At 41.5% G+C, this 18,835-nt stretch carries 13 protein-coding genes and 2 tRNA genes; 8 read left to right on the forward strand and 7 right to left on the reverse strand.

Annotated features, from left to right (window positions below; all coding sequences use genetic code 11):
* The first annotated feature begins 13 nt into the window (after positions 1 to 13).
* From QZ574_RS14045 to QZ574_RS14065, 5 genes are all read left to right on the forward strand, one after another.
* Positions 14 to 766 carry a hypothetical protein gene (locus QZ574_RS14045; RefSeq protein ID WP_297090581.1) on the forward strand — a complete coding sequence of 251 codons (753 nt, stop codon included), beginning with the start codon at positions 14 to 16 and terminating at the stop codon, positions 764 to 766.
* Entirely contained in the window at positions 747 to 1,049 is a 303-nt protein-coding gene (locus QZ574_RS14050; protein ID WP_297090583.1) for a thiamine-binding protein, read from the forward strand. The genes QZ574_RS14045 and QZ574_RS14050 overlap by 20 nt, the downstream gene beginning before the upstream one ends.
* Before the next feature lie 135 nt (positions 1,050 to 1,184).
* Positions 1,185 to 1,261, forward strand: a tRNA-Arg gene (locus QZ574_RS14055).
* A 184-nt stretch (positions 1,262 to 1,445) separates the two neighbouring features.
* A tRNA-Trp gene (locus QZ574_RS14060) sits at positions 1,446 to 1,518 on the forward strand.
* 107 nt (positions 1,519 to 1,625) lie between these two features.
* Positions 1,626 to 2,354, forward strand: a complete 729-nt coding sequence (locus QZ574_RS14065; protein WP_297090585.1) for a (Fe-S)-binding protein — start codon at positions 1,626 to 1,628, stop codon at positions 2,352 to 2,354.
* Here QZ574_RS14065 and QZ574_RS14070 read toward each other — a convergent pair.
* Both QZ574_RS14070 and purB read right to left on the reverse strand, forming a co-directional pair.
* Positions 2,351 to 4,153: an ABC transporter ATP-binding protein gene (locus QZ574_RS14070; RefSeq protein ID WP_297090587.1), complete on the reverse strand. Its 1,803-nt coding sequence runs from the start codon at positions 4,151 to 4,153 to the stop codon at positions 2,351 to 2,353. The two genes, QZ574_RS14065 and QZ574_RS14070, sit on opposite strands and share 4 nt — an antisense overlap.
* 90 nt (positions 4,154 to 4,243) lie before the next feature.
* Positions 4,244 to 5,590 carry an adenylosuccinate lyase gene (gene purB / locus QZ574_RS14075; protein WP_297090589.1) on the reverse strand — a complete coding sequence of 449 codons (1,347 nt, stop codon included), beginning with the start codon at positions 5,588 to 5,590 and terminating at the stop codon, positions 4,244 to 4,246.
* Positions 5,591 to 5,787: 197 nt separating this feature from the next.
* Between purB and QZ574_RS14080 the strand changes: the two genes are divergently transcribed.
* Positions 5,788 to 7,188, forward strand: a complete 1,401-nt coding sequence (locus QZ574_RS14080) for an NfeD family protein (protein WP_297090590.1) — start codon at positions 5,788 to 5,790, stop codon at positions 7,186 to 7,188.
* A 74-nt stretch (positions 7,189 to 7,262) separates the two neighbouring features.
* Here the strand turns inward: QZ574_RS14080 and QZ574_RS14085 are convergent, their stop codons facing one another.
* The 3 genes from QZ574_RS14085 to QZ574_RS14095 form a co-directional block, all read right to left on the reverse strand.
* Complete coding sequence (locus QZ574_RS14085; protein ID WP_297090592.1) at positions 7,263 to 8,636, reverse strand: C1 family peptidase; 1,374 nt, start codon at positions 8,634 to 8,636, stop codon at positions 7,263 to 7,265.
* A 101-nt stretch (positions 8,637 to 8,737) separates the two neighbouring features.
* Complete coding sequence (locus QZ574_RS14090; protein ID WP_297090594.1) at positions 8,738 to 10,171, reverse strand: GNAT family N-acetyltransferase; 1,434 nt, start codon at positions 10,169 to 10,171, stop codon at positions 8,738 to 8,740.
* Positions 10,172 to 10,242: 71 nt separating this feature from the next.
* Entirely contained in the window at positions 10,243 to 11,130 is an 888-nt protein-coding gene (locus QZ574_RS14095; RefSeq protein ID WP_297090597.1) for a dienelactone hydrolase family protein, read from the reverse strand.
* Positions 11,131 to 11,313: 183 nt separating this feature from the next.
* Between QZ574_RS14095 and purT the strand changes: the two genes are divergently transcribed.
* The gene (purT, locus tag QZ574_RS14100; protein ID WP_297090599.1) at positions 11,314 to 12,504 is read left to right on the forward strand and encodes a formate-dependent phosphoribosylglycinamide formyltransferase; all 1,191 of its coding nucleotides are present in this window, start codon (positions 11,314 to 11,316) and stop codon (positions 12,502 to 12,504) included.
* A gap of 85 nt (positions 12,505 to 12,589) precedes the next feature.
* Here purT and QZ574_RS14105 read toward each other — a convergent pair whose 3' ends face one another.
* Together QZ574_RS14105 and mltG are read right to left on the reverse strand one after the other, a co-directional pair.
* The gene (locus tag QZ574_RS14105; protein ID WP_297090600.1) at positions 12,590 to 15,784 is read right to left on the reverse strand and encodes a glycoside hydrolase family 2 TIM barrel-domain containing protein; all 3,195 of its coding nucleotides are present in this window, start codon (positions 15,782 to 15,784) and stop codon (positions 12,590 to 12,592) included.
* A 127-nt stretch (positions 15,785 to 15,911) separates the two neighbouring features.
* Positions 15,912 to 16,973, reverse strand: coding sequence for an endolytic transglycosylase MltG (gene mltG / locus QZ574_RS14110; RefSeq protein ID WP_297090602.1), 1,062 nt, complete (start codon positions 16,971 to 16,973; stop codon positions 15,912 to 15,914).
* Between the two features lie 287 nt (positions 16,974 to 17,260).
* Here mltG and QZ574_RS14115 point away from each other — a divergent pair, with 287 nt between their 5' ends.
* A complete protein-coding gene (locus QZ574_RS14115; protein WP_297090605.1) occupies positions 17,261 to 18,469 on the forward strand; it encodes an FprA family A-type flavoprotein in 1,209 nt (402 codons plus the stop codon).
* Positions 18,470 to 18,835 lie beyond the last annotated feature (366 nt).

Below are 18,835 nucleotides of genomic sequence, written 5' to 3' on the forward strand. Positions count from 1 at the left end.
GAAGGAGGAAAATATGGAGGAAGATAAGTTTTATAATAACATTCAGAAAGCCTTGGATGACTTGCCAGAGAATTTTAGTATTCTGGAAGAGCGGATTGATGTTGGTATTCAGATGAAATACTTTGAATTTACCAAAACGCTTCGAGAGAAAGATATCTCGGAAGAGTGTTTTGAGGCGCGGGAAGAGCTTTTTAATAAAGAGGTGGATGAAGAACGGAAAAAAGAGATTTTAACGGCTATTGCTGTGTACGATGATGTAAAAGCCTATCGAACACTTGAAAAGTTTGTTGAAGAGGTAGACGGCGACCTAAAACAATGGGGTACGCTGGCCTTACAGGAGAGCCGGATGCTAATGCATAGCTCGTTGCTTGATGAACAGCAGGTATTCATTTCAACCGGGCTGGGAGGAAAAGGTCAGAAACTACGCTACTTTGTGGTGTTTTTATCGGTGAGCGAACACGAAATGCTTACAGAAACACAGCAAAAATTGCTTAAAGATGAATTAATATTTGAGTTAAATAAGCATGAAGGCGAGTTTGAATCGATGGATTTTATGGAAGGTTTTTCATCAGCACTGGTAATGTTGCCTATTAAAGCTGAAATTAAAAATGTTTTTCAGAATGTAATTTCAGAATGTAACCAGTATGGTGGCTTTTTGCGTGAAGATATGGTTATTACCAATGTTAAAATTTTGTCGCGGGGCGAAATTATTCAATTGATCCATCAGAAAAAAAATCAGGATAACGATGAATTGGAGAACGAATAAGATAAATATGGCAATCCAGGTGTTGCCGGAAGCTGAAGGAAAGGATAAATATGCTTTGGTAGATAAAGCTATTGAAGCCATCGAAAAGAGCGGTTTTCGTTATAAAGTATGTCCTTTCGAAACGGTTGTGGAATACTCTTATAATGAATTTCCAGCCCTGATGGAAAGTATCCACCAGGCTTGTGCCAAAGCGGGTACACAAAAGATGCTAAGCAATATAAAACTTCAGGTTAATTTTGAAACGGATGTAGCTATCGAGGATAAAATGGAAAAATATTCTTGATAAGCAAAGAATGTAGACACGGATTAAAAGTGAAGAATAAAGGGAATAAAAAGAAATCAGATAAAAATACAGCTAAGGCTTGTTTTTAATCAAATAAGCGTTATATTTGCACCGCTTTTAAAGCAAACACGTTCTGGACCTGTAGCTTAATTGGATAGAGCACCTGACTACGGATCAGGAGGTTAGGGGTTCGAGTCCCTTCAGGTTCACCAGAAAAGAAGGCGTTTACAGAAATGTAAACGCCTTTTTGTCTTTTCGAAGAAATTATTTCACATTATAGTATTTGCATCTTTATTTTTTGGGCAGAGTGCAAAGAGCTGGATATTTGCAATAATTTATTGGAGTGTTTTAGGTAATTTGAATTGAATTACTATATTTGCACTCGCAAAATGAAACACGGGTGTAGCTCAGTTGGCAGAGCACTGGTCTCCAAAACCAGGTGTCGGGAGTTCGAGTCTCTCCTCCCGTGCTGAAAGCACAAAGGTCTTACGTAAGTAAGGCCTTTTTTATTTTATTCTTTTGGCAAAATCGGATAATTCAATTGAATAGTGTTATTTTAACCACAAATTAGAGTCCATGCAAATCGATGTATTTATACCTTGTTTTATCGATCAGTTTTACCCCGATACGGCCCTGAACTTTGTAAATCTGCTAAAAAAGACGGGTTGTGATGTAAAATACAATCCGAAACAAACCTGTTGTGGGCAACCGGCCTTTAACAGTGGCTATTGGAAAGAAGCCAAAACAGTGGCCTCAAAATTTCTTGCCGATTTCGAGATGGCAAATATTGTGGTAGCACCTTCTGCTTCATGCACCGGTTTTATCCGAAATTATTACCATAAATTGTTTGAAGAAGAAGAGGAGCTGTTACATAAAACCAATAAAATAAGAAAACGCGTTTTTGAGTTCTCCGATTTTATGGTAAATCACTTGAAGGTTACCAATGTTGGTGCTGTTTTTAATCACAAAGTAACTTTTCACGATTCGTGTGCAGGCTTGCGCGAATACGGAATTAACGAAGAACCCCGAAAACTGCTGAAAGAAGTACGGGGACTGGAATTAATTGAAATGGATGAGCTGGATACCTGTTGCGGCTTTGGTGGTACTTTTGCAGCCAAATTTCATCATATTTCTACTGCAATGACCGAGCAGAAGGTGGAACATGCACTTCAAACAGGAGCCGAGTATATTGTTTCAACCGAAGCATCGTGCCTGATGAATATGCAGGCCTACATTGATAAACAAAAACTGCCCATAAAAACCATTCACCTTGTAGATGTTTTAATGCATAAGCGCCAGGCTTAAAACATTTGCATGCCGTGCAGTTTCTTATACCGTCCGTTTAATTCCATCAATTCCTGGTGAGTTCCGCTTTCCACTATTTTCCCTTCATGAAGTACACAGATTAAATCGGCATGTTTTATGGTTGAAAGGCGATGGGCAATTACCAACGACGTTCTGTTTTTCATCAGGTTTTCCAATGCTTCCTGAACCAGTTTCTCCGATTCAGTATCCAATGCTGATGTAGCTTCATCAAGTATCAAAATGGGTGGGTTTCGTAAAATGGCCCTGGCAATTGACAGGCGTTGTTTTTGTCCACCTGATAATTTGTCGCCACGGTCGCCAATTTTTGTGTCGTAACCATTTTCGGTAGCCAGAATAAACTCGTGGGCATTAGCAATCTTTGCCGCCTGTATAATGGCTTCTTCACTGGCATTTTCAACTCCAAAAGCGATGTTGTTTCGTATGGTGTCGTTAAAAAGAATGGGTTCCTGGTTAACATTGCCAATCAGGTTGCGCAGCGACTTCAGTTTCAGATCGCGAATATCGGTTCCGTCTACCAGAATCGAGCCCGCGCTAATGTCCCAAAAACGTGGCAAAAGATCTACCATGGTTGTTTTTCCGCTTCCTGACGATCCAACCAGTGCTACCGTTGTTCCTTTCGGAATAGTAAGGGTAACATTTGATAGTACTTTGGCTTTATCGTATGCAAAACTAACATCCTGGTAAACAATGTTTTGGTTAAACGAATCAATGTCTTTTGCATCTGCTTTGTCAACAATTGTTAGTTCGGCAGCCAGTACATGGTCAATTCGTTGCATCGATGCCAGGCCTTTTTCAACGCTGTAAAGTGCGGTAGAAAATGCTTTGGCCGGATTAATAATACCGTAGAAAAATACCATGTAGCCAATAAACTCCGAGGCGGAGAGCGACGAGTCGTTTCCGCCAAGAATTATACGACCGCCATACCACAAAACAATAACAATAACAATGGTACCCAGAAATTCGCTGGCCGGGTGTGCCAGGTGGCGTCGCCACATCAGGCGGTTCATAATTAACCGGTAATTCTGGTTTTCGTTTTGAAAGCGTCTGATTGCCTTTTCTTCTGCATTAAACGATTTAATGATGCGTAAACCCGAAAGGTCTTCTTCAATAATAGAAAGAATTTCGCCCAGTTTATTTTGGCCTTTGGTTGACACGCGTTTCAGGCTGCGGCCAATACGTCCGATAATTAAACCGGTAACCGGCAACATAATAAACACAAACAAGGTAAGCGACCAGCTCATGTAAATCATTACACTCAGGAATACAATAATCAGAATTGGGTTTTTTATCATCATGCCAAGCGAATTGGCAATGGAGTTCTCCACCTCCTGCACGTCGCTGGTAATGCGGGCCATAATATCGCCTTTTCGTTCTTCGGAGAAATAGCCCAGTGGCAAGCCAATTATTTTCTTATAAATAAGCGATCGAATATCAAAGACTACCCCGTTACGCAAGGCAATTAACACAAAATCGGCCAGGTAGGTAAAACCCACCTTAAAAAGGGTGGCAATAACTAAAATTAAACCAATTAGCAGCAAAGCATCCTGTTCGCCATGCCGGGCGATAAATGTACTGATGTAATAATTTACATTGTGGGTAATGGAATCTGCAGTTAAGGCCCATTCAACTTTGTTGGCTACTAACTCTTTGGTTTTAAATAAAATATCGAGTGCCGGAATAAGCATGGCAAACGAAAAGGTTCCAAACAATGCACCCAAAATATTGTAAATAATGTTCATGACGATTTTCCACCGGTAGGGCGGAACAAATCGTTTCATGAGTTTTAAAAAGTCTTTCATGAGAAAAAAGACGGAAGACCGAAGACGGAAGACCGAAGATGGCTTGCCGACTCAGGTGATTTCCTGTTTTTAGAATATTCCCGTATAATTTTGTGGTGTAATTGCTTTAAGTTCTGCTTTTACCTCTTCACTAACGTCTAAACCATCAACAAAATTGTGTATCGTTTCTTTGTTAATTGCTTCGTTTTTACGTGTAAGGTCTTTTAAGGCCTCGTATGGATTTGGATAAAGCTCGCGACGTAAAATGGTTTGAATAGCTTCGGCAACCACTGCCCAGTTGTCTTCCAGGTCTTTTTCGATGGCCTCGGTGTTAATCAGCAATTTGTTCAAACCTTTAATGGTTGATTTAATGGCAATAATGGTATGCCCAAACGGAACACCGATAAAACGGGTAACGGTTGAGTCGGTTAGGTCGCGCTGCAAACGCGAAACCGGCAGTTTTTGTGCCAGTTGCTCAAATCCGGCATTGGCAATTCCTATGTTGCCTTCCGAGTTTTCAAAATCAATAGGATTAACTTTGTGCGGCATGGCCGACGAGCCTACTTCGCCCTTTTTAATTTTTTGCTTGAAATAACCCATCGAAATGTAAGTCCAGATGTCGCGATCTAAATCAAGAATAATATTGTTAATCCGTTTTAAGCCATCAAAAATGGCACTGTGGTTATCGTAGTGCGAAATTTGGGTAGTGAATTGCGAACGATTCAGTCCCAGGTAATCTTTCAGAAATTTATTGGCAAAGGCTTCCCAGTTAATATCGGGGTAGGCAACGTGGTGGGCATTAAAATTACCTGTTGCACCACCAAATTTAGCATCAATGGCAATCGATTTTAACTGAACCAACTGCACCATAATTCGCTCGATAAATACTTTTATTTCTTTCCCAACCTTGGTTGGCGAAGCAGGCTGTCCATGTGTTTTTGCCAGCATCGGTATGTCTTTCCACTCGTTTGCCAGGGTTAGTAATTTTTCAATTAGCTCCTGCAAAACCGGGTGGTACTCAAACTCCAAAGCATCTTGTATCGATTTTGGAATGGCGGTATTGTTGGCATCCTGCGAGGTAAGGGCAAAATGAATAAACTCTTTGTATTTGCCCAATTCCAGTTTGTCAAATTCTTCTTTAATAAAATACTCAACAGCTTTAACATCGTGGTTGGTTACACTTTCAATATCCTTTATGCGTTGTGCATCCGCAATCGAAAAATTTTTGTGCAGCTCACGAAGCTGATCCAGTTTTTGCTGTGGAATATCGGCAAGTTGGGGAAGTGGCAGTTCGCAAAGTGCAATAAAATATTCCACTTCGGTAAGCAAGCGGTATTTTATCAGTGCAAATTCGCTAAAATATTTTCCCAGTCCTTCTACTTTGTTACTGTACCTGCCGTCAACAGGCGAAATCGCTGTTAATGTATTAAGTTCCATTGTTATTACTTGAAATTAGGCTGCAAATTTAACAAATTAAGTCGAGTAGCTATTTTGTAGGTTCACGAATTTAATATTCTTTAACCCGGATAGAGCGGTTCTGCTGTTTGGGCAGCGAATAAGGCTATGGTACCTGCGTTTTTTTACCCTGTTTGTCGTTAGTTTTTTGTAATTTGGAGCGGACTAAATTGATGAGTATGAAGCTGAAAAATTTCTGGATATTGTTATTGTTAATTTCTTCACTGGCCGCACTGGCGCAGGAAGCTAATAAAAAGAAAGTATATCTTTTAAATATTAAATCGGAAATTACTCCAGCCACGCGACGCCAGGTGAGCCAGGCTTTTGAAGCTGCCGACTCGTTACAGGCCGATGTGTTTTTAATTCATATGAATACTTATGGCGGAACGGTAGTTGATGCTGATTCTATCCGAACGCGAATTTTACAAAGCGATATTCCGGTGTATGTTTTTATCGATAACAATGCTGCTTCAGCAGGAGCATTAATTTCAATTGCCTGCGACGGTATTTACATGCGTCCGGGTGGCAGCATTGGGGCAGCAACCGTTGTTAATCAGACCGGCGAAGCCATGCCCGATAAGTACCAGAGCTACATGCGCTCAACCATGCGTGCCACCGCTGAAGCACACGGAAAAGATACTGTAGTTACCGCTTCAGGCGATACTTTGGTGAGCTGGTTTCGCGATCCGAAAATTGCTGAAGCAATGGTAGATGAGCGGATTTATGTAGAAGGGGTTTCCGACTCGGGGCAGGTGCTGACTTTTACACCAGCAGAGGCTATCGCCAACGGTTTTTGCGAGGGCACCGCCGAAACCTTAAAGGAGGTCCTTTACCAGGTTGGTATTGACGATTACGAAGTAACAGAATATCAGCCTACATGGATTGAAAAAATAATTGGTTTTTTGGTACACCCCATGATTTCGGGTTTACTGATTATGGCCATCGTTGGTGGCATTTATTTCGAGATGCAATCGCCAGGAATTGGCTTCCCGCTGGGTATTGCCATTTTAGCAGCTGTACTTTACTTTATGCCACTCTATCTTGAAGGGCTGGCCGAACACTGGGAAATTGCCGTTTTTATTGTTGGCTTAATTCTTATTGCCGTTGAAATATTTGTGATTCCGGGCTTTGGTATTGCCGGGGCTGCCGGAATTACGCTGGTGTTTTTAGGCTTGTTGTTAAGCCTTATCGATAATGTTAATTTTGATTTTGAGGGAGTGGAACTTCGGGGAGTAGGAACGGCAATTACAACCGTTGTTCTTGGTTTATTTGGTGGTTTTATGCTGGCACTTTACCTGGGTAAAAAAATGTTTACAGCAGAGCATGGCCTGTTTAAAAACTTTGCCTTAAAAACAGTGCAAGATGTGCATGAAGGGTACGTAAGTGTTGAAACTAAACTGTTTGACCTGAAAGGTAAATCGGGAACTGCACAAACGGTTTTGCGTCCCGGAGGCAAAATTATTGTTGATGGAGATATATATGATGCAGTTGCCGTATCCGGATTTATTGATAAGGATGAAAAGATTGTTGTTACAAAAATAGAGGCGACGCAACTATATGTGGAGTTGGAGGAGGAGTAGCTCGTTATTAAAACTGTTTTTACAACAAAACAAAGCCCGGCTTTCATTCGAAAACCGGGCTTTATTTTATCTGATTAAAACATCCAGTCCCACGGTGGCAGCAGGGTCGTTTCTGTTTTATATAGCTCTAAAACATCGGGTGTTACAAATTTTTTATGCACCACAATCCGGAACATGTATTCGTTAAACCATTCATCGGTAAAAGTAAGGTAGCCTTTATGCCCGGCACTTTCTCCCCAGCTGTTTTCAAACTGCCATTTAACCGGCTGGCCCTCGTTGTTTAAGTCTACAGCAATTAGCGCCATTCCGTGCGACGAGCCACTGGATTTTGTTTGAATGCGCTCGGCTTTATTCATGTTAAAAGTAACCCCGTATACCGATTCGTAGTCGAAGTTGTCCACATCAAGAATGCCATAATTACGGTCGAGTTGTTGCCCCACATCGCATGATGCATAAAGTGCTTCGTTATTTTTTATCGACTCGATGGCCATCGCTTTTATCTTATCGTTTGTCAGGTTTATGTAGTGCCAGTTTACACCTTCTTCAACATTTCTGTAGTTGTCAATCTCGTAATGTACGTTAAAAGGGCGGGTTGGGTCGTTCATTAACATTACATAGTCTTTTACCTGAATGTCGCCCAGTACCTTTTCTTTAAATTCCAGCGGTGTATACGTTTGGTAGGCCGACAGATTTTTGTCTTTATCCTCGTAACGCCAGCTAAATTTGGTAGGTGGTACACCCAGGTTAAGAACCAGCATGCGGTATACTTCCTTCATCATTTCGGTGCGCATTTGCTGAAGGGCTTCCGGTTGAACTCCCTTTGCTGCTGCTTCGCGCAAGCGCAAGCCGTTTTCTTTTAGTTTCAGGTTAATAAACTTAACCATGTAGCGGGTGTTTTCGCTCGAGTGCGTTTCTGTCATGGCTTCTCTCGGAATCATTCCGTATTTATCTACCAGGTTGGCAAAACTACTCCACATGCCACCGTCGTCGATTGGAGAGCGAAAATACCACTGCACCAGACGGTCGTCAATGGGTTTATCGGCCGACTCAATCATGTTGTTTAGAAAAAGGTTTGATTTCTCAAACAAATCCCAGAAATAAAGGTAGTTTTCAGAAAATTCAAACGAGTTAACATTAAATACTTCCATGGCCTTTGGTCGAAACATATTTAAAGAAGTAAACAACCAGCATCGACCCGAGCTTTTTTGGTTTGTTATTCCCTTAACTTTTACACGATAGGTAAAATGATGGTCATCTTCGTTAATATTTTCAAGGTTTTTAGCCAGTTTGTTAATGTCGTTGGCCGAAAGCGCATTTTGCATGCTTTTGGTATAGGCATCCATTTTTAACGACGACCTGATTTCCTGAATATTTTCTTTGTTTAAATTTTGTGCTGTAGCCCCCATTGCCAGTAGAACCGCTAGGGCGGTAAAAATAAAGTTCTTCATAGTTGGTGATTTTTTTCAATCGTAAAAATAAAAGAATACTTTTAAGCGAATAGTGATGAAGCGCAGTGTCGCTAAAAAAAGTTTAGTACAAAATCATTTGTTTAATAATTGTCGATAAGGTATTGAATGTGTGCATCGTTAGTGCCGCAGCAGCCTCCCAAAATATTTATCCCATATTTTTTGTTTAGAGTAAGCATAATTTCACCCCATTCTTCCAGGTTGTCAGTGTGCAGGCAGTCGGCATTATCCAAATCGCAATGATCGAGCGATGAAGCGTTGGCATTGTAGGCAATAATCCGACTTAATGATTCGGAATCGAGCTGCTCAGGATTAAAGAACGAGGGATGTGCGCAGTTTATGGCATAACCAATGGGTGGTACTTCTACCTGCCCGTCAATGCTTTCAATGGCCTTGTTAAGCGTAGTTCCATCAAGTATTTTTCCATTTCTACCGATTACAAAACCAATCATATACGGAATGCCGGTTTTAGCTGCACAACGTGCAATGCCTAATGCTTCTGAAAGTGCAGGTACAGTTTCCGGTACAAGAAAATCAATTCCACTTTGGGCCAACTCGTTTATTTGCCAGGCATGAAATTGCTCTGCTTCTTCAGCCGATAAGGCTTCTTCTGGTTTGTAGCAATCGTTTTTGGGGCCAAACAAACCACCAATTTTTACCTGATGCTCGAATCCTATGAATTCATTTTTAATGTTTTGCATAAATTTACAGGCATCGCGGTTTATGCTTTCTAAAACTTTTGCTTGTTTAACCCTTTCGGCATTGGCTCGCCAGCTAGGGGTGTAAACGCAAATGGGCGTTTTTGCTTTTTGGGCAATGTTTATATAGCCCCTGTATATTTCGGACATGGGCTCTTTTGTTTCGCCATAAATAAGCGGTGCATTTGCCAGAATTGGATGTAGAGACAGGCTCGAGCGCCGGATGCGTTCGTTTATGGCACCTTCGGCTAAAACAAATTCATTTAAAAGAAGTGCTTGCATACCTTGCTGGTGGTATTGCTTTTGGTTCAGTTCGTACAAATAAAGCTCTTCGGGGTCGCCATCCAGAAAAGCGCTTCCCATATTTTGCATGCCCAATTTTTCGAGTAGCTTTTGCGAGTTTCCATTGTTTTGGGTGGTAATGGCTTTTACTGTTTTCAGGTTAAAATCTTCAAAAGCAGCTTGTAATAAACGGCGGGCGGCTTCATATGCATATCCTTTTTTCTCGTATTCGGGCAAAAAGGCAAAGCCAATATCCAAGCCTTCCATACCTTCTCGGTCGAAAATACCACAGGTGCCGAGTTTCGAATTGTCGCTTTTGCGTTGCACCACATAATTGCCAAAACCAAGTTTTTGCAGTTGAGGAGACATTTTGTCCTGAATATATTTTGTAGCTTCCTTTTCTGAATTAACATTTCGGTTGCCAATAAACTCCAACCACTTTGGAGTGTTCAGCAAGCGGTAGATAAACTTTGCATCCTGTTCAACGCATGGTCTTAAAATCAGGCGCTCTGTTTCAAAGGTTTTATAAGATGTCATGTCGTTGTTTTTTGCTAAGAAACAAAAATTGCAGCAAACCCAAAATTAACTGTCCTGTTGAAAGCGAAATATCAGCTCAGTTTTTCTTTAAAAAAGTCGATGGTTCTGCTCCATGCCAGTTTTGCAGCGGCCTCGTCATAGCGCGGAGTGGTGTCGTTATGAAAGCCATGATTTGCACCCGCATACATGTGGGCGGTGTATTGCTTTTCGTACTTTTTTAAAGCAGCCTCATAGGCCGGCCAGCCCTCGTTTACGCGTTTTTCCAGTTCGGCAAAGTGCAGGAGCAGTGGTGCATTAATTTTTTTCGTTTCTTCTTCGGTGGGTTGTCCACCGTAAAACGGAACAGCTGCTTTTAACCCGGCAACCCGAACTGCCATCATGTTTGAAATCCAGCCGCCAAAACAAAAGCCAACCACACCAATATTACCATCGCATTCCGGATGTGATTTTAAATGGTTAAAGGCCACAATAAAATCTTCAAGCATTTCATCTCTGTCGCGTTGGCGTTGCATTGTGCGTCCATCATCATCGTTTCCGGGGTAACCCCCAAGTGGCGAAAGGGCATCGGGCGACAAGGAAATAAATCCTGCAAGTGCAGCGCGCCTGCCAACATCGGCAATATGTGGATTTAATCCGCGATTTTCGTGAACAACCACCACTCCGGGAAGTTTTTTTGTGTTACCCGCAGGCCGCGATAATTGTCCGCTAATTTTTCCGCCACCTTTGGGCGAGCTGTATTTGATTGTTTCGGTTTTTAGGCGCTGGTCTGTTTCCTTCACCTGAATTTTTTCCTGGTAGTTGGGCATGATAAAACTCATGAGCGACGAAACGGTTAACCCACCCACTGCATAGGCCGAAAGGCGTTCAACAAATTTTCTGCGGTCGATACGGTTATGGGCATAATCATCGTAGAGGTCGAAAACTTCCTGCATAATTTGATCTTTTTTTATTGCTTTCATTATTAGTGTTTTATAGAGAAATAACTCTTGAGCTTTATGCTTTGTTCAAAATGGTTGAATGAATTTTGTGGCATACAACTTTTTTTCAGTTTCAAGAAATCGTTAGAAAATAACTTGTTGAAAAGGACAATAAATGCGAAACAGTAAATAAGTTTATTTTTGCCGCATCAAAAAAAAACAGGGATGAGCAAAAAGGTAGTGTTAGGTACAAAATTTTCGCCAACAGCAACAAAAGTGATTTTGTTGGGTTCCGGTGAATTAGGAAAAGAAGTAGTCATCGAGTTTCAGCGTTACGGTGTAGAAGTGATTGCGGTTGACAGTTATAAAAATGCGCCAGCCATGCAGGTGGCAGACCGGTTTTATGTAGCATCGATGCTGGATGGTGAAAAGCTTGCTGAGATAGTAAGAACAGAAAAGCCTGATTACATTATTCCTGAAGTAGAGGCGATAGCAACCGATACTTTAATTGAACTGGAAAAGGATGGTTTTAACGTTATTCCTACAGCTACTGCCACACGGTTAACTATGAATCGCGAAGGGATTAGAACGCTGGCAGCCGAAGAACTGGGATTGTCAACTTCACCATATAAATTTGCCGGGAACAAGAAAGAGTTTACCACGGCGGTATATAAAATTGGATTTCCATGTGTTGTTAAACCCATAATGAGTTCGTCGGGAAAAGGGCAGAGTGTGGTGAAAAATGAGTCGGATATTGATTTTGCATGGAATTATGCCATCGAGGGAGCACGAGGAAAAAGCGACCGGGTAATTGTGGAAGGTTTTATTGATTTTGACTACGAAATTACCTTGTTAACAATTAGCCATGTGGGGGGCATTTCGTTTTGTGAACCCATTGGTCACCGACAGGAGGGCGGCGATTATCAGGAGTCGTGGCAGCCACAGGCAATGTCTGAAGTTGCCTTACACGAAGCACAAAGAATTGCCAAAGCAGTTGTTAAAGCGCTGGGAGGCCGGGGCTTGTTTGGTGTTGAGTTTTTTGTGAAGAATGATGAGGTATATTTTAGCGAGTTATCGCCACGTCCGCACGATACCGGAATGGTAACCATGATTTCGCAGGATTTGAGCGAATTTGCCCTACATGTTCGGGCAGTGCTTGGCTTACCAATACCAAACATTAAGTTTCATGGTCCATCGGCAAGTAGCGTTATCATGGTAAAAGGAGAATCGAAACAAGTATCGTTTTCAAACCTGGCTGAAGTTTTAAGTGAGCCGGATACTCAAATGCGTTTGTTTGGGAAACCGGAAGTAAAAGGCGAACGCCGGATGGGGGTTTGTCTGGCACGTGCAAATTCAACACAAAAGGCCAGAGAAAAAGCCAATAAAGCCAGTGCAGCTGTGGAATTGATATTATAGGTTGTTTACTTTTAGCTACAACAAAGACCAAAAGTGCGCTTGTTTTGTAAAACGCTCTTTTGGTCTTTGCTTTTTTGTTTAAATATTATTTTGAGTAACGATAAATGTCATTCAAATTTCGTGCATTGGTAAACGGAATGAGTTTAAATGCAAAACTGTATTCTTTTTCCAGTAAACGGTATTTGTTAATTGGGCGGGCATTTATGGACCATGAGTCGTTGCCGCCCACGCCAGCCATTTTATAACTGATGTTTACGGTTAAACGATCTGCTTTTGTTAATTCGGTTGGGTGTTGCGCCTCACGAATATTTTCAGCAGTGTATGGCCATACCGATGTTTGAAGCGGCCTCTCTCCTGTAATCATCATCCCGTTTTTGGCCGAATTGCCCAGTGCCAGCCAGCGCACGCAGGTGTGGTTGCTGCTTTCCTGAGGTTTAACGTAGTTATAGTAAAACTCATCAACCTTCCCGGCGTAAATGTTTACTTCGGCAGCGCGGTTTCTGTCGCTGTAGTTTTCAAAAGGTCCTTTGCCATAAAATGCCATTTGTTGCAGCTCGGTTGAAACTCCCATGCTCATTCCCACGCGAATAGGCTCGGGCATTTCCTCAGGTATTTTTAAATCAAAATCAACTAAAACTTCTCCTTCCGGAGAAAAGGTGTAGGTTATATTTAAGCGTAAACCATCATAAGCCAGTTCGGAATGAACAACTGACTTGGTAGCATCGGCATCAAAATTTTTGAGTTGTAATTTTGAAGGAAGATTTTCCCAGATGCCAATCAGTTTTTCCGCTTTCCAGCCACGTTCGTCGTTATCGCTTAAGGGACGCCAAAAATTTGGAGTTAATGCTGAGGTGATTATGGTTTCTTCTCCTTTTTTATAGCTGGTAATTAAACCACTCGTTTTGCTTACTTCCACCTCAAAACCTTTTCCGCTGATTACAATAGAATTGTTGCTTGTGTTAAAAACAGGAGGGGCAAGTTTTGTCTGCTTTTTAAGACGACCCGCAGTTTCAAACGGTAATTTAAATTGCTGCTTAGCCACCTCATGTCCGGCTTGCGCCCAACTTTGGTTTTCTTTTAATTGAACACTCAATCGTAACCAGTATTCAGCATTGGTTTTGGTTTCAAATTCTTTTACCGGAATTTCAAACACCTTGCTCTCGCCCGGATTAAGTGAGAACCCGCTTAACGAACCCGATTGTATTTGGGTGGCATCTTCACTTAAGGTCCACAGAAAATTGTATTCATTGAGGTTGGTGAAGTTGAAGCGACTTAAAAGGCGTACTTTGAAATTCTCTAAATCGACAGCTGAGAATTGTATGGGCTGCATAACGTATTTGGCTTCCCAGGTTTGCGGTTTTGGTGTGCGGTCTGATGCAATTACACCGTTGATGCAGAAGTTGTTGTCGTTAGGTTCGTCGCTGTGGTCGCCGCCGTAGGCATAATATTCGTTGCCATTTTCATCTTTTACCAGTAGTCCCTGGTCAATCCAGTCCCAAATGTACCCACCAATCAGGTTAGGGTATGCGTGCATCAGGTCCCAGTATTCCTGAAAATTACCCAGCGAATTACCCATGGCGTGGGCATATTCGCATTCAACAATTGGACGGCTAATGTAGGGGCTTTTGGCCAATGCTTCAAGGTCTTCAAGGTTCGCATACATACGGCTGATCACATCCACATAGGCCGGATCGGTAGGGTTGCCTCTTCTCCATTGTTTGTTGTATTCCGGTGTTCCCAGTTTCAGGTAGTCGGGGTGCTCCGGGCTTCCCTGTGCGCCTTCGTAGTGTACAAAACGCGTAGGGTCGTAATCTTTTACCCAGCCTGCTGCGGCTGCATGGTTAGGGCCGCAGCCCGATTCGTTGCCCAATGACCACGAAATAATGGAAGGGTGGTTTTTATCGCGTTCAACCATCCGGACAACACGGTCTTGAAATGCCATGTGCCACTCGGGCTGATTACTTAAATAACCATTCAATCCATGCGTTTCAATATTGGCTTCATCCATTACATACAAGCCATGCTTGTCGCACATGTCGTAAAAATACGGATCGTTGGGGTAGTGGCTGGTACGAACTGCATTAAAGTTAAATTGTTTCATCAGCAAAACATCTTGTTCCAGATCTGCCCTGCTAAGCGTTTTGCCTTCGGTATGATGATGATCGTGACGATTTACTCCATACAATTTTATCGATTCGCCGTTAACCAGTAATTCTCCGTTTTTAATCTCCACCTCGCGGAAACCTACTTTTGTTGAACGCGCTTCAACCAGGTTTCCTTCAGCATCTTTCAAATTCAAAACAAGCGTGTAAAGGTTTGGCTTTTCTGCCGACCAAAGTTTTGGGCTAACTATTTTCTCTTCCATTAACCCGAAATATACGTTGTCGCGTTGCGGGTAATGTTCGTATACAATTTTGCTTACTTCTTTTTTTAGCGGGGCTGCTAAAACCGGTTTGTTATCAGCACAAAAAAGTTCAGCCTCCAGGGTCCAGCCTTCCAAATCTTTTTGTGGTGCGCGGGTTACTTTTGGCCTAATTTGCAACAAGGCATTTTGATAAGTGGCATCTAAACGTGTGCGAACAAAAAAGTCTTCGATGGCTATTTTAGGTTGTGCCAGCAGCATAACTTCGCGGTGCAAACCACTCATACGCCAGTGGTCCTGGTCTTCCATATAAAAACCGTCGCACCAACGATAAACTTCAACTGCTAACTTGTTTTCACCTGTTGTTACAAAATCGGTAATGTCAAATTCTGCAGGCAAACGACTGTCCTGGCTATAACCTACCATCTTTTCATTCACCCAAACGTACATGGCCGAAGCGACCCCTCCAAAATGTAGAATGATTCGCTGATCGTTCCAATCCTCCGGAATGGAAAAGGTTCTTACATACGAACCCACCTGGTTGTCGCGAGGCACAAATGGAGGATCAGGTTGAAAATTAAAGCCCGAATTTTTGTAAATGGGATAATTGTAACCTTTCATTTCCCAGCACGAAGGAACCTCGATATCGTCCCATGATGAAACATCTTCTTTATAGAATTCTTTTGGGCGATCGTGCTCACTTTCCGAGAAATTAAATTTCCATGTTCCGTTTAAAGAAATCATTTGTGAATTTTCGCGATCTCCGTTTAAGGCATCATCGGAACTTGAAAAAGAGTAAGAAGTGGCTCGCGCCGGCATTTTGTTTTTGGCAATTACCGTTGGATCTTCCCAGTCTTTGTTTTGGGCCTGCGAGGCAAAAACCGCCATCGCAAGCAGCATAGTAAGTAGTTTATTCATGTTTATTTGCGTGTAGTTTCTTACTGTTACGACGAGCAAAGATAGATGATTACCTCTATTGCAAGGGAGAGAGGTTCGTAAAAAGTAGGGGAGTTTTTTTTAAAAAGAAGCTGTTTGATTAATTTTTCTATTTGAAGATCTTTCTTTCGTTTAGCGCATCACGGTATTTTTTTGCATTTCGGTTGTGCTGGCTTAGGGTGCGTGCAAAATTATGATAGCCCGAAAAATCTTCTTTAGCGCACATATAAACGTAGTTGTGTTCTTCGTAATTTAACACAGCGTCAATTGAAGTAATTTCAGGAAAACAAATAGGCCCCGGAGGCAAACCTGCAAACTTGTAGGTGTTGTATGGCGAATCAATTTCGAGGTGTTTGTTTAACACGCGTTTTATCGAGTAATCGCCCAGCGCATATTTTACGGTTGGATCGGCCTGCAAGGCAATGTTTTTGCGCAAACGGTTAACATAAAGCCCTGCAACGGTTTTTAATTCGTCGGGTTTTATGGTTTCCGACTGAACAATGGAAGCCAGGGTAACCACTTGCTGAGGAGTAAGCTCCATTTTTGCTGCCTGTTTTGACCGGGTGTCGTTCCAAAAACGGTCGTATTCTATTTTCATCCGTTCGGCAAATTCGGTAGCCGAGGTTGTCCAGTACATTTCGTAGGTATTGGGAATAAACATAGCCCTGAAATTTTCGGATGTAAAGCCCCAATCGGTAATTTGTTGTTCATCGGAAAACAATTGAAGTATGGAGAGCGAATCGGCTTTTATGTATTTGCTAACTTTTCCGGCCAGCTCTTCCTTAAAACGCACATTATTAAAGGTAATGTTTACCGGCGCTTGTGCCCCGCTGCGCAGCATGTTTACCAGTTGGTTAGTGGTCATCCCTTTTTCAATTTCATAACGCCCCGGACGAATATAATCGGCATACTTTTTCTTTTTGGCCACCCATTTAAAAGCTTTAAAGTTTAAAAGCACCTGGTCGTTCTGTAGCTTTTCGCTTATCGTTTTCAGGTTGTCTCCTTCGTCAATCATCAAAACATAATCGCTGTTTACATTCACATTAAAAACATAACGGTATAGCTGATAGCCTCTTGCCCCAACAATAATAAAGGCAATGGCAAAAAATATAATAATATATTTCCCGATTCGCGGAAAGGTCATAGCACGGCTTTTCTGTTCTATCGACATAGCTTAAATTTCGAATTAGGCTTCAAAGATAAAATTCTTTCAAATAGGTGAAAAAAGAATGAGTCGAAACAAGCTATTGAAAACCAATGTGCCGTTAAAAACTATTAATTACAAAAGCGGAAGGCCCACTGCAACTTTACCGTGAAATACCACCAATACGGCTATTCTCCTAACATTCACTTAACCCAAGTTCTAAATAAGGGAGCAGAGAACTAATTTTGGCTGCAATGACCACAAATTCACTAATTTTGTGGGAGTTTCGAAAAATTGATTTAAAACTGAAAATTATGCTACAAGTAAATCTTGCAGAAGATATTTATTATTTAGGATTTAACGACCGTCGTACGCATCTCTTCGAGAATATATGGCCAATACCGCATGGAGTTTCGTATAACAGCTACCTGATTGTTGATGAAAAGATTGCATTGGTTGATACAGTTGAGCGTGCTTTTATTGATGATTACCTGGATGCCATTGAAGAAATTATTGGCGACAGGGAAGTGGATTACCTGATTATAAACCACATGGAACCCGATCATTCGGGCGCTTTAAAAGCTATTGTACATCGTTATCCGAATATTACACTTGTAGGAAATAAAAAAACATTTGGGTTTGTGGAGGCTTTTTATATGAATCCGGAGAATGTGCTTATTGTGCACGACGACCATGTGCTGGATTTGGGTAAACACAAACTGCAATTTCAGATGATTCCAATGGTGCATTGGCCTGAAACAATGGTTACCTACGAAGAAACCAACAAAATACTTTTTGCGGGCGATGCTTTTGGCAGCTACGGAACAATGGACGGCGGGATTTTTGATGATGAGATAAACCTTGATTTCTACGAAGTGGAAGTTATGCGTTACTTTACCAATATTGTTGGAAAATACTGCCCGCATACACAACGTGCCATAAAAAAACTGGCCGGAATTGATATTAAAATGATTGCCGCAACACATGGCCCGATTTGGCGAAGCGATTTAGACTGGATTTTAAAACGTTACAACAAATGGAGCTCTTACGATCTGGATCGGGGAGTGGTTATTGTTTACGGATCGATGTATGGAAATACCAAAAAAATGGCAGAGACCATAGCTCGTCAGATTGCTGTTCGCGGAATTAAAAATATTCGTGTTTACGATGCATCAAAAACACACTCGTCGTACATTATCAACGATATCTTTAAATACAAAGGATTTATTGTAGGAAGCGCGGCGTATAACAATGCTATGTTTCCGAATGTTGAAACCCTGCTGACTACGGTTGAGCATATGGCACCTAAAAACCATTACCTGGGTATTTTTGGTAACTACTCGTGGAATGGTGGTGGTGTGAAAAACCTGAAAACTTTTGCCGAAAAAATTAAATGGGAAATGGTGTACGAACCTATTGAGGAAAAAGGCAATATGAAAATTCAAACCCAGGAAGAGCTCATTAAACTGGCTAATGCCATGGCAGATAAATTGCTGGAAATGCCTCCTGCCGAGAAATTGTAAATTACCTGAAACTACCATAGTAAAAGCTGCTCTTCGGAGTGGCTTTTTTTATTTCTGAAAGTATCGAGTATTGAGAAAGAATACAAAATGTGGTGCTTTCTTCTCTCGTACTTTGTACTCATGTCTTTATTATATTTCTTTTGAATTTCATTCAATCTTAAACCTACGTACTTCCAGTGCATAGCGGTTTAGTCTAACTAATGGAAGAAGTTAGTGCTTTAACCTTTCATAATTATTCAACCCGGTTCCGGTTAGAACAAAACGTGATAAAGATTTTGGATAAGCCGGGCTAGCCGATTTTGTGCAGAAAAAAGGGCAAAAGAAAAGCCGCATCCAACGATGCAGCTTTTCAAAATATCTAAGAAT

It is taken from the genome of uncultured Draconibacterium sp., from assembly GCF_913063105.1.
GTDB lineage: Bacteria > Bacteroidota > Bacteroidia > Bacteroidales > Prolixibacteraceae > Draconibacterium.

What these genes read in the sequence shown, in the direction of transcription:
- QZ574_RS14095 (WP_297090597.1), bottom strand. Translation starts at nt 11,130, where the DNA reads ATGAAAGCAATAAAAAAAGATCAAATTATGCAGGAAGTTTTCGACCTC.
- mltG (WP_297090602.1), bottom strand. Translation starts at nt 16,973, where the DNA reads ATGTCGATAGAACAGAAAAGCCGTGCTATGACCTTTCCGCGAATCGGG.
- QZ574_RS14065 (WP_297090585.1), top strand. Translation starts at nt 1,626, where the DNA reads ATGCAAATCGATGTATTTATACCTTGTTTTATCGATCAGTTTTACCCC.
- QZ574_RS14080 (WP_297090590.1), top strand. Translation starts at nt 5,788, where the DNA reads ATGAAGCTGAAAAATTTCTGGATATTGTTATTGTTAATTTCTTCACTG.
- QZ574_RS14045 (WP_297090581.1), top strand. Translation starts at nt 14, where the DNA reads ATGGAGGAAGATAAGTTTTATAATAACATTCAGAAAGCCTTGGATGAC.
- QZ574_RS14070 (WP_297090587.1), bottom strand. Translation starts at nt 4,153, where the DNA reads ATGAAACGATTTGTTCCGCCCTACCGGTGGAAAATCGTCATGAACATT.
- QZ574_RS14090 (WP_297090594.1), bottom strand. Translation starts at nt 10,171, where the DNA reads ATGACATCTTATAAAACCTTTGAAACAGAGCGCCTGATTTTAAGACCA.
- purT (WP_297090599.1), top strand. Translation starts at nt 11,314, where the DNA reads ATGAGCAAAAAGGTAGTGTTAGGTACAAAATTTTCGCCAACAGCAACA.
- QZ574_RS14115 (WP_297090605.1), top strand. Translation starts at nt 17,261, where the DNA reads ATGCTACAAGTAAATCTTGCAGAAGATATTTATTATTTAGGATTTAAC.
- QZ574_RS14085 (WP_297090592.1), bottom strand. Translation starts at nt 8,636, where the DNA reads ATGAAGAACTTTATTTTTACCGCCCTAGCGGTTCTACTGGCAATGGGG.
- QZ574_RS14105 (WP_297090600.1), bottom strand. Translation starts at nt 15,784, where the DNA reads ATGAATAAACTACTTACTATGCTGCTTGCGATGGCGGTTTTTGCCTCG.
- QZ574_RS14050 (WP_297090583.1), top strand. Translation starts at nt 747, where the DNA reads ATGAATTGGAGAACGAATAAGATAAATATGGCAATCCAGGTGTTGCCG.
- purB (WP_297090589.1), bottom strand. Translation starts at nt 5,590, where the DNA reads ATGGAACTTAATACATTAACAGCGATTTCGCCTGTTGACGGCAGGTAC.